The sequence below is a fragment of the Moritella sp. genome, from assembly GCF_033791185.1.
GTDB lineage: Bacteria > Pseudomonadota > Gammaproteobacteria > Enterobacterales > Moritellaceae > Moritella.
On sequence record NZ_JASJHF010000007.1, the window covers coordinates 1 to 10,917 of the forward strand.

Below are 10,917 nucleotides of genomic sequence, written 5' to 3' on the forward strand. Positions count from 1 at the left end.
ACGTGTACCGTCAAACGCCTTGTCTTGGTTATATAAAAATAGTGCCAATAAGTACAATCAAGACGATTTAAAGTTATTAGTGAAGATATTGGGCATTTATCCTCCAGGCAGCGTGGTGCGATTATCAAATGAGCAAATAGGCATGGTGCTGTCAGTAAACTCTGATCGATTACTGTATCCAAATATTCTAATTTATGATGGCGAAGTACCACGTGCAGAAGCACCTATCATAGACTTGGAAGAACGAAAGTTAACCATTACTGGGGTGATTAAGCCGGATAAACTACCAGAACGAATTAATGAATATTTAAATCCGAGAAGTCGAATTAGTTATTATTTTGAAAGTACAAAAAGTGAATAGTCATTAAGATATATACAATTAGTGTATATATACTATAATTGCCCGCTGCTAAATATTAAGGTTAATAATTTTGAATACGTTACAACGTGGTTTTACCCTAATTGAATTGGTTATTGTGATTATTGTGCTGGGGGTATTATCCGCTACTGCATTACCACGCTTTATTAACTTGGCTGATGATGCTGATATTGCTGTTGTCGAAGGTACCGCGGGTGCGTTGCAAGGGGCGGTAAATCTTGCGCACAGTAAATGGGTGATCATGGGATCTGCTACCGATTTAAACGCTAACAACGATATTCAACTATATGGTTCAGGGACTGAAGGACTTATTGACTTTAATGCCGCTGGCTGGCCAGCACAGAGTTTTGTTGGTCCTGACTCTTCAATTGAAACTGGTAATCTTGATGATTGTGTCTCGCTATGGAATACGATCTTGAACACAGGCAGTAGCAAGCTTGACTCAGACGGCAACAGCGATGAGTTTACTGCGGTTTACGGCTATTTTAACGATCCTGTTGAACCTGATGGGGTTTGCCAGTATCAACGAACGAATAACCGCTCATTATACATTCGCTATGATTCTAATATAGGTAGGGTGTCGACTCACTCTTAAAGTCCAATAACGATTCATTGCCAATGATGAATCGTTATTATTGATTATTTAATAGAGTGTTGAACTCATTATTCCGGCTGATTTAAACGCCAATCATACTCAAAATCGATATCACTAGGGTTTTGTTGAAATAGCCGTAAAGCTTGCTTTAACTCTGGTTTGGCATAGCGTTTTAAATGTTCGATTAAGGCGTGGTCATTATCGCCAAAATCCTCTGCATACCATTTATAGATACTCGAAACTTCCAAATCGCTGCCTTTAACTGTCACGCCTCGTGGGTGGTTTATATAAGCAACTGCACCCGCCGTTAATAGCTGTTCTGTGTTGCTCGCGGTAAAAGCGCTAGCCGCTAAATTTGGACAACCGTAACTAGCACAGTTCACTGCGTAATGGATACGTGGGTCTTGCCAAATAGGGCGTAGTATTTGGTGCTCAATGTCATTCAAGCTCAGTGTTTTTCCGTTGACGACCGCCGCATCATCATCCCATGGACCAAAAGAGAAAAAACGCTTACCGAGCTTAGTAATAGATTTGACAGGGTAGTTATCTAATATCAGTTCTACGGTCAGCGCATTGTATAAATTAATCCAGTAAGCTTGTTGCTGTGCTTTGCGGTATTGTAGGGGATCAATACGTTGTAGTTGAACAAGGTATTGCTTGAGCACCGTGCGATCTGAATTCGTCACCCCTTTGTAATTAAAAAAATTAATAGCAGTGTCATTTTCGCCGACGATTAAATAGCGGTTTAAAATATACTGCCACTGATTATGATTGATATCTTCACTCATCGATTCATTACTTGTCTGCCAATATGACGTCGTTGCAGCAACTGTGCTTTTTGAATAAAGTCCGCTACACAAGACTATGAGTAATAACCATAGAGTAAGGGTTATTGTGCTTGTTAATGATTGTTGATTGTTGTTCACATGTATCCCTGCTTTATATTAAGTTGTTGAGCACTTATTATTTTTATTTGATAGTTATATGGTATTTAGTGGTCTGACTGGGTAAATCTATTAAAGTAGTGTAAAAGCTCTGTTGGGCGCGTTCATTTTTGTATTATCATATACATATGTCAAATTATAGGCTATCTTTCGCTGCCTGAAATTTATTAATATCGATTTTATTACTGTTTGGAGTATGAGTGTCTTATAAGAATATTTGCGCCTCTTTATTATGCATTGCATTATTAATAACAAGTCAGGTTGATGCCCAAGAGACGACAAAAACTAGCCAAGAAAATACTGCGACTAGTAATACTGAGCATACAACCAAAATGCCTCACTTTGATACTGAATTTGCAGGTGTTCCTTTCATTATTTCAACTGATACACTAGGTACTGCAGTTGGTGCCGCTGGCATAATTAAACATGCAGGGCAACCACAAGCGTCAATTTTTGGTTTGGGTCTCTACAGCAAAAATGACAGTAATATTGGTTTTCTTTCATTTCAGAACTATGCACTACCAGGCTTAAAGTCGTGGCTATTTTCAACGGAATACTACCGTGGTTATTTAAGTAATGGTATTTATTACTTGCCCGTCCCAAAAGTGAGAGGTGAACGCCGAGCGACCAACGAAATTATTGCTGAGGGTACTGAGACGTCTCTACGTGTTAATGCGAGATATGTATTACCTTGGGGACTAGGCGCTAATGGCGCCGCGCGAAGTTTAATTCCGGAGCGTGGTGACATGGCGTTTAACCCGTTAACGTCAGGTGTGACGAGTATTAATGTAACGCCGTTTCAGCAACAAAGAGACATTACAGGGTATGATTATTTACCCAATACCTCACAAGGTTTAGAGCTAAAATTTGACTGGGATAATCGCGACAGTGTTGGTGATACCGAATCGGGCAGCCAAACTCGATTCACCGTACGTCGTGATTTTGGTAACGATGAACGCAACAGTTGGACAACGTGGGAATTAGAACAAAGTGCATTTGTGCCTTTTGATGAAAACATGTTCTTTAAAGAACAAGTCTTAGCATTTAACTATTACCTTGCCGACACCCCAACATGGGATAGTGGTACTGGGGTTGCGGGTAAGCACCGTCCACCCGCGTTTGCAGGTATTAAGCTCGGTGGTTTTAATCGCTTACGTGGTTATTCAACAGCGCAATTTTACAGCCGAAGCGCAGTCTCTTACAGTGCTGAATACCGAGTGAAACCGCATTGGCAGCCATTACAAAATTTACCATTTTATAGTTTTCCGTGGTGGCAATGGTCTGCCTTTGTTGAAACTGGGCAGGTTGCGGATAGCTTTGATATTGATGAGTTGCATGACGATTTGAAGTGGACCGCTGGTTTAGGCTTACGTTTTAACGTGGAAGGCGTGTTAGTACGTATTGATTTTGCAAAAAGTGAAAATGGTGGTCAAACGTGGTTTATGGTTAACCAGCCATTCTAGCGGCAAGGTAACGATAATAAAGACATAAAAAAGCCGTAATTGTAAGCCATTTAAAGGGTATGCAATTACGGCTTTTTAGTTTTTGCAATAAGGCCAAAATCAATTGTTACTTGTTGAACATTGACTTCAAATCTGCGAAAGGATTGTAAGTCGCTGACTCTTGGTTGTTATCACCGGCTTCAACTTCTGTCGCGTACTGATCTTGCTCGGTGTATTTAGAATGCTCGTTGTCATGGCAATATAAGCAGAGTAATTCCCAGTTACTACCGTCATTGGGGTTGTTACTGTGGTCATGATCCATGTGGTGAACCGTTAACTCTCTTAAGTTAGAATAAACAAACTCGCGTGTACAGCGGCCACATATCCATGGGAATAACTTAAGTGCTTTCTCGCGATAACCTTGTTCCATACGCTTATAAACAGCGCTAGTACCTAAAGTATCTGATGACATGATTGTTCATCCATAATAATAAAAAGGTTATTGTAAAAGTATATCAACCCCTGATCAACTGCTTATTTAGATCGGCTATTTAAGCCAGTGATTGGCTGCTGAACAAAAGTAGATAAGGTAAAGTGGATCGGGTAAAATACTGGTCATCCCAATTATCTGTATTTAATTTTACCTATGCCTGCTTCAAAAATAGATTCAACCGCACTTAAATACCTGTCGGCTTATTCAGATCAAGTTAAAAGCAAAGTAAAACTGATGTTAGAACAAGATACACTCGGTCAATTCTTATTAACTAAATATCCGCAAACCCATGCAATTACCAATGATAAAAAGCTACGTGAATTTGTCATGGAGCTGAAGAACAATTATTTAAAGAAATCATCACCGATCAGTAAGATCATTTATGATCCTAAAATTCATGTGGTGAATAATGCCCTAGGGTTACATACGTTTGTATCACGTGTGCAGGGCAATAAACTAAAGAGTAAAAACGAGATCCGTATTAGTGAAATGTTTAGACGTTGCCCTGAACCTTTTTTACAAATGATCACTGTTCACGAGTTGGCTCACATTCGCGAAAAAAACCACGACAAAGCTTTCTACAAGCTTTGTGAGCACATGCTGCCAGATTATCATCAGTTCGAATTTGAAATGCGTTTGTATTTAACCCAGGTCGAGTTTAGAGGTGAGATTTACTAGCTAAATTGGGTTGCGAGCAGAATTTATTTCATTGTTACTTTGCCACCCACCATCTTATAAGCTGGCGTACCTCTAATTAAGGTATCTCTTGCGAATACTTGTCCGCACTTAGGGCAAGTGCAGGGCGCTTCACAATAGTCAGTGACAATCCGCTCTTTAAAGCATTTAACTAAACTACCTTTACCGCCTTTACGGTACTTAAACAGTAGCGTTTTACATTTACTGCAAGATATCTCAACGGTTTGAGTCGGACCTTTCTTATTTGGTTTTGCCATTTTAATGTGTCGTATTAGAAGCTGTATAGGACGTAGTGGTATAGTTTACACGTTTCAGACGCTATTTCGTCAGGAACTTGCACGCAAATAGAATTAGTTTCAGGAGTGAAAAATACAAGCAGTGCTTTTTAAAATACTCTGCCATCACCAGTAGAGGTGTGTTTATTCTTGATTTGGTTAACTTTGTAGTTCAGGATAGTTACTTACACTCGCGAAGGTTTTCCTCAATGTCGACGCCGAAAAAAACAGCAATATCATCGAACAAGGTTACATTTGCGATCCTTGGACTGCTTATATTCGTGGTGATAAGTGTCGTGAGCACCTTTATCTATCGCGAGCGTATTAGTATTAGCGTGAGTAATTATTTCGTTAAAAGCTACGGCGTGAGAGTCGAGCAGTTAACCGGATTAGAGATTCAATTTGATTTACAACAGCCTTTGTTTATTGAAAAAATAACACTGGATAACCTTGCTCTAACTATAGATTATTTGCAGTTTGAGCAAGTGACTGAAAATCAAACCGCAGAAACTGACCCAAAAACCACGGCCAATGTTCTGATTATTCCTGAACTGCCTGATTGGATACCCGATCTCCATATTCACAATATGACGGTGCAGGCTGAGAATTTACCTGATTTCAGCGCGAATAAATTACAGTCTTGGTCAGCCCTTAAGTTAACTACCTTCGATGTTAAAAATATAGTCTTGCGTTATAACGATGCAAGCCCACAATTTGGGTTTTCTGTGTGGCTGCAAGATCAGCAACTGCTAACAGCCCAGTTAAACTATGTATCAAAAGACGTTAGCAGTGCTGATAGTCGCAACACTGATAATAACAAAATTCTGAAAGCACGATTGAACACGGACTTAAGCAAGGTTAATGCAATCGTTAGCCGCGTCTTACCCGAATTCAATGGCTTACTATCCGGCACGATAAAGCTGAAATTAGCGTTCGATCCACAACATATGGATCGCATGGCATTGTCTATTTTGCTTAACAATGCTGGACTGTCTGCTTTACCTCACAAGGCAGCACTGCACGAGCAGCAACAATCCTTAATTGCGAATACAAACTTAACGTTAGACACTGAGTTAGCTTTTGATGATAAAGGCTGGTTACCTGAGACAATCGACTTAAACTTAGTTGATATTGATCCTATCACTGTATCTGCAGACAACTGTTCAGCGTTTGGCGCATTATTTAAAATCGACAGTGGAGTATGCCAATCCTTCAAGCAAGGAGCATCGCCAAAACTAGCACCCGTTACGATAAGGCCGACGTTACCATTATCTCTGCAGGTGACGGTAGCAGAACGAAATATTGAGAATTGGCAGGTAACTGCGCAGCAACTGGCGACAACAGTATTAATGTCAGAAAATACATTAGCGCTGCAAGTGAATAAACTGCGACTCACCCCGCAATCTTGGCAAGGTGGTTGGGCTGTTTCAGCTACGAGTAACAGTCGATTTTTCAGCGCTATTGATGGACTAGCACCAATGCCGATACAAGTGACTGCAAAAGGAGTGATGGAGATTAACCTGGCAAGTGTACCACCACAAACTCAGTTACTTGTTAACCAAGCAAACATAGCTGCGCAGCAGTTTAAATATACCGATATGTCCAGTGACGATATTGCGCTCAAATTACTTGCCCCGACAACGATTAACATCGTAAACAATGAAGTATTACCTTTCAATTGGTCTTTTTCTACCACATTAATTAATAACCAATATCAACAGATGTATCAGATAAATACATTAACTGCGCAACATCAGGGCCAGTTTAGTGTTAACAAGGTGGTGCTTAGCTCTGATTGGCAGCTCGATGATACGGTTTTAAAAAGTAACAACACGCTTAGTTTGTCTAGTCTTGAGCCAAATAAAGCCGAAGGTTACTGGCTGCTGCCAACACAAGATATCCCGTCTGTAATAACGAAAATATATCCCTTACCAGCCGGGCTCGAGTTAGCTGCACAGATGACAAATCAGCTTAACTACAGGTTAAATTTGAATGCACAGCAACCGTATTTGACGGCTAATATTGTCGGTGAGATAACAGCTGATAGCGGCCATTTTAATGATATTAGTGCAGCAGATCTGAACACCCATTGGCGCTGTAAAATGGATGCCGAAGACGCGGATATTTTGGCATCATTAGCGGTGAAGTGTACGATAAATAGTGATGTTGCAACCGTTAATATGGGACCTGTTGTTCACAATATAAATGTATCGGCATTGGTATCATTGGCCGATGAGCAGTTACAAGTGGTTGTTGATAATGTCTCGGGCGAAGTTTTTTCAGGTACCGTTTCTGTTTCACCACTGATAATTACAGATTTTGATCATATTGTTGGTCAGATACAGGTTCGCCACCTATCTTTACCAGAGGCTATTGAATTATATCAAGTTCCAGGTGTAAAAGTGACTGGCTTATTAAAGGCAGAATTACCGTTTGTGCTGCAAGGATCGGCGGTATCGATAACCGATGGTATAATAGAAGGCCAAGGTGAGGGAGGCATCATCCAAATTAAGGATAATGCGACCATAGATCAGTTAAAACTAACCCAACCGCAATTACGTTATGCGTTGGAGCTATTGGAAAACTTGCATTATGATCGTTTGCATAGTGATGTGGACTTTAAACCCAGCGGAGAAACTAAATTAACGATTAATATCAAAGGACGCAATCCAAGTGTAGAGCGACCAATTGAGTTTAATTATTCTCATGAAGAAAATATACTGCAGCTATTTCGTAGCTTAAGAATTAATGATTCGATGTATGATGCACTGGATAAAATGAATAAGCCATAAGGATATAATATGATGAAAGCACTGTTATTTAGTGCAAGTTTACTTGTACTTATTGCCGGTTGTACGCCAACAGTACAACTTGCCGTTCCCGATAAACCGATTGTGATTAATTTAAACGTAAAGATTGATCATGAAATCAAAGTGAAAGTTGATAAAGAGCTAGATGATGTATTTAGCGACGATGAGTTATTCTAGCCAAAATGGAGCTTACAATGAAAAGAATTTTTTCAACCTTGATTATTTTATTTGCGATGTCTTTTTCGGTACAAGCAATGGATTTACAAACCGCAAAGCAAGCTGGACTGGTTGGTGAGCAAGTCAATGGCTACCTAGGTGCCGTTAAGCCAAGCAGTGAAGTTAATGCATTAATTAAAACCGTGAATGCAAAACGTAAAGCTAAATATCAAGAGTTAGCAACTAAACACAATGTTACTGTTCAAGCCATTTCTGCACAAGCAGCGAAAAAAGCCATGTCGATGACAGAAAAAGGTCAGTTTATTGAATCTTCTCCGGGTCAGTGGAAGAAGAAGTAATAATGACGCCATCATAAAAAACCTGCGGTGACTTTTGAGCGCTGCAGGTTTTTTTTGCTTGTAGATAAATGCTTATATGGCTTAAATCGACGTAGCCAGTTAGGCACATTATCTTGAATATTAAAAATTGTTCCTGTGTTTTAACATATTTAGTTAATGTAATATTTTCTTTGTTACACCGCTTTAACAACTTCTTGTGGATTATGTATCCCATGTGTTTGTTAAGGCATTAATATAATTATCTGTGTGTTAAAAAGGAAGGGAACAATCATATGCTACGGAAAACAGTATTAACTATTGCAAGTTTATCAGTGTATTCGGTATTGTTTAGTGGGCAAGCTTTAGCTCATGGCTGGTCAGAATACCCTGAAGCGAGACAGAAAATTTGTTATGATCAAGGCGGCATCTGGAGTGGCACACCGCCCAATGCTGCCTGTGCTCAAGCAAAAGATATATCAGGTTCATACCCGTTTGTTCAGCACAATGAATTTTCAATTAATGTCTCGGACTACAACAATATTCAAGCGGTAAAAAATGCGATCCCAGACGGAACGCTATGTTATGCCAATGACCCTCAGAAAAAAGGCATGGGCGCGGCACACTCTGGATGGACTCGTTCAGATGTTCAGGCTGGTACATTTGAATATGTATTTAAGGCCACTGCTCTACATAACCCGTCTTTCTGGGAGTTTTATTTAACCAAACCGAATGCTGACCTATCTAAGCCGCTTGCATGGGGCGATCTGGAGCTGATTCAAGAAGAAGGCAATGTGGTTGCTGAAGGCGGTAAATATCGCATCAACGTCACAATTCCAACTGATCGGGTCGGAGATGCTACGTTGTTAGTACGCTGGCAGCGCATCGATAGCGCGGGGGAAGGTTTCTATAACTGTAGCGACATCACGATAGTCAATGATGAGGTTATACCACCACCTGTCATTCCAGATCCAGATCCGATTCCCCCGTACCTTCAAGAGGGAAGTGCCTTTATACCTGAAAGTATCCGTTTAGATTCGGCCTCTGTAGGTGATAGTGTTAATTATAAAGTATTGAATAAAGATGGTGTCGAGCACTCTTCATTCTCTCTTGTCGTCACAGAGGACAATAAGAATGATTGGGATCGTTTATTAGCTTCGAAAGTAAATGGTTGGTATGAATCTAAATACAACGGCAATGTATTTATTGGCCGTTGGCACGAAGAGATGAATCACTACATGTATTTCAAAAATGACTTACATGGTAATTACTTCAACTCAAAGGATGCTCGAGCATCAGGTCAATTTTCGATTACGACTGACGACCTTAGCATTGAAGCCGTTATTTCTCCGAAGGTATTAAAAAACCTAGATAAAGCGAGTGTTAAACATGGCGATTATGTTGTTTTAACGCAGGCTGAGAGTAAAGGTGATGTGACAAATGTGCAATGGTTACAAACGAGTGGTACACCGATTAATATGGTGATTGGCTCAAACAATGAACTTATTATTAAGACTGCTGAGCTAGCTAATACACGTCAAGAACTTACGTTTAAATTAGTACTCAGTGGCGACAATGCGACGGATGAAGAAGTATATTCTTTTGTTGTAGAGCCAACTGGCACAACGGGTCCTGACGGACCAACGGATCCAGTTGAACCAACAGACCCTGATGAGCCTGTTGGTAATGCGTGGAGTGGAAACCAAACTTATACCGCTAATGATGTTGTGAGTTATGGTAATAAGATATGGACTGCCCAATGGTGGACTACTGGTGAAGAACCTGGCACGACTGGTCAATGGGGCGTTTGGCGCTAAATTATCACGATAATTAGGTTATGCTTCTAAAATCCGCTTGTCTGAGATAAGCGGATTTTAGATATTTTCCTGAGCAACTAATAACATAACTTCATTTTAAGGCTATTATTAGGTGAAGATTGAACACTGCCTGAACTTCCCCCTATTAAGGAATTATTGCCTCAACGAGTATCAAATCATCTAGATGACACCAAATGGCAAAAATACCTATTCGATTTATCAGCATTGAAGGTAGCGAATATGGGTAAAAAACAGAAACTGATAGCATTCGATATGGGCATTGATACCCATCAAGAACCCGTCGTATACATGAGAAATGATTGTCATATATGCCTAGCTGAAGGATTGATGGCAAGTTCCCGTGTTTTAGTATTATCCGGTGGTCAGCATATAATAGCCACACTTAACGTTGTAGAGCAACACGTGTTACCTGTCCAACATATCGGCTTCTCTTTGGTTGCCATGCAACGTCTTGGGGTCGTTTGTGGCGCAAAAGTGCAAGTTAAGCACGCACCTGTGGTTTTATCTACCAGTGCAGTTCGGAAAAAGATCTATGGGCATGAACTGAGCGAAGCTGATATTAGGTCTATCGTGACCGATATTAGAGATCATCGTTATAGTGATATTGAAATTACCAGTTTTTTATGTGCGTGTGCTGGCAATAATCTTAATTCCGCCGAAATAGTATCTTTGACGCGCATGATGGTTGATAGCGGAAAACGGCTAAGCTGGCCCAGACATAAAAATGTCTATGATAAGCACTGTGTTGGTGGTTTACCCGGCAACAGAACAACACCACTGGTGGTCGCTATTGTCAGTGCCGCTGGTTTGATTATTCCTAAAAACTCCTCGCGCGCAATTACTTCACCAGCAGGTACCGCTGATACGATGGAAGTTCTGATGAAGGTCGAACTTGATCTTGATGAGATCCAAGCGGTTGTTGATAAAACTGGGGCTTGCCTCGTGTGGGGAGGG

At 40.4% G+C, this 10,917-nt stretch carries 10 protein-coding genes and 2 pseudogenes; 9 read left to right on the forward strand and 3 right to left on the reverse strand.

Annotation, left to right across the window (positions count from 1 at the left end):
- Both QNK26_RS00280 and QNK26_RS00285 read left to right on the forward strand, forming a co-directional pair.
- Positions 1 to 361 (forward strand): annotated as a pseudogene (locus QNK26_RS00280) (HD family phosphohydrolase); the annotation flags it as partial.
- Between the two features lie 70 nt (positions 362 to 431).
- Positions 432 to 974, forward strand: coding sequence for a prepilin-type N-terminal cleavage/methylation domain-containing protein (locus tag QNK26_RS00285; protein WP_319220235.1), 543 nt, complete (start codon positions 432 to 434; stop codon positions 972 to 974).
- 68 nt (positions 975 to 1,042) lie between these two features.
- On the opposite strand, the gene QNK26_RS00290 is transcribed toward QNK26_RS00285, so the two are convergent.
- Positions 1,043 to 1,900: a DUF547 domain-containing protein gene (locus QNK26_RS00290; RefSeq protein ID WP_319220237.1), complete on the reverse strand. Its 858-nt coding sequence runs from the start codon at positions 1,898 to 1,900 to the stop codon at positions 1,043 to 1,045.
- Between the two features lie 218 nt (positions 1,901 to 2,118).
- Between QNK26_RS00290 and QNK26_RS00295 the strand changes: the two genes are divergently transcribed.
- Positions 2,119 to 3,381, forward strand: coding sequence for a BamA/TamA family outer membrane protein (locus QNK26_RS00295; RefSeq protein WP_319220239.1), 1,263 nt, complete (start codon positions 2,119 to 2,121; stop codon positions 3,379 to 3,381).
- A gap of 106 nt (positions 3,382 to 3,487) precedes the next feature.
- Here the strand turns inward: QNK26_RS00295 and QNK26_RS00300 are convergent, their stop codons facing one another.
- Positions 3,488 to 3,832 (reverse strand): YajD family HNH nuclease, encoded by a 345-nt coding sequence (locus tag QNK26_RS00300; RefSeq protein ID WP_319220241.1) that lies wholly within the window; start codon positions 3,830 to 3,832, stop codon positions 3,488 to 3,490.
- A gap of 174 nt (positions 3,833 to 4,006) precedes the next feature.
- On the opposite strand from QNK26_RS00300, the gene QNK26_RS00305 reads away from it, so the two are divergent.
- On the forward strand, positions 4,007 to 4,531 hold the full coding sequence (locus QNK26_RS00305; protein ID WP_319220243.1) for a M48 family metallopeptidase: 525 nt from the start codon (positions 4,007 to 4,009) through the stop codon (positions 4,529 to 4,531).
- A gap of 23 nt (positions 4,532 to 4,554) precedes the next feature.
- Here the strand turns inward: QNK26_RS00305 and QNK26_RS00310 are convergent, their stop codons facing one another.
- Positions 4,555 to 4,806 (reverse strand): hypothetical protein, encoded by a 252-nt coding sequence (locus QNK26_RS00310; protein WP_319220245.1) that lies wholly within the window; start codon positions 4,804 to 4,806, stop codon positions 4,555 to 4,557.
- Positions 4,807 to 5,033: 227 nt separating this feature from the next.
- On the opposite strand from QNK26_RS00310, the gene QNK26_RS00315 reads away from it, so the two are divergent.
- The 5 genes and pseudogenes from QNK26_RS00315 to QNK26_RS00335 all read left to right on the forward strand — a co-directional run.
- Entirely contained in the window at positions 5,034 to 7,616 is a 2,583-nt protein-coding gene (locus QNK26_RS00315) for a YdbH domain-containing protein (protein ID WP_319220247.1), read from the forward strand.
- A 12-nt stretch (positions 7,617 to 7,628) separates the two neighbouring features.
- Positions 7,629 to 7,811, forward strand: coding sequence for a YnbE family lipoprotein (locus QNK26_RS00320; protein WP_017219822.1), 183 nt, complete (start codon positions 7,629 to 7,631; stop codon positions 7,809 to 7,811).
- Positions 7,812 to 7,828: 17 nt separating this feature from the next.
- Positions 7,829 to 8,149, forward strand: a complete 321-nt coding sequence (locus tag QNK26_RS00325; protein WP_319220249.1) for a YdbL family protein — start codon at positions 7,829 to 7,831, stop codon at positions 8,147 to 8,149.
- Positions 8,150 to 8,421: 272 nt separating this feature from the next.
- Positions 8,422 to 9,942, forward strand: a complete 1,521-nt coding sequence (locus QNK26_RS00330; RefSeq protein ID WP_319220251.1) for a lytic polysaccharide monooxygenase — start codon at positions 8,422 to 8,424, stop codon at positions 9,940 to 9,942.
- 240 nt (positions 9,943 to 10,182) lie between these two features.
- Positions 10,183 to 10,917 (forward strand): annotated as a pseudogene (locus tag QNK26_RS00335) (thymidine phosphorylase); the annotation flags it as partial.

Coding starts and splice junctions, on each gene's coding strand:
- QNK26_RS00300 (WP_319220241.1), bottom strand. CDS start 3,832: ATGTCATCAGATACTTTAGGTACTAGCGCTGTTTATAAGCGTATGGAA.
- QNK26_RS00305 (WP_319220243.1), top strand. CDS start 4,007: ATGCCTGCTTCAAAAATAGATTCAACCGCACTTAAATACCTGTCGGCT.
- QNK26_RS00310 (WP_319220245.1), bottom strand. CDS start 4,806: ATGGCAAAACCAAATAAGAAAGGTCCGACTCAAACCGTTGAGATATCT.
- QNK26_RS00315 (WP_319220247.1), top strand. CDS start 5,034: ATGTCGACGCCGAAAAAAACAGCAATATCATCGAACAAGGTTACATTT.
- QNK26_RS00320 (WP_017219822.1), top strand. CDS start 7,629: ATGAAAGCACTGTTATTTAGTGCAAGTTTACTTGTACTTATTGCCGGT.
- QNK26_RS00325 (WP_319220249.1), top strand. CDS start 7,829: ATGAAAAGAATTTTTTCAACCTTGATTATTTTATTTGCGATGTCTTTT.
- QNK26_RS00330 (WP_319220251.1), top strand. CDS start 8,422: ATGCTACGGAAAACAGTATTAACTATTGCAAGTTTATCAGTGTATTCG.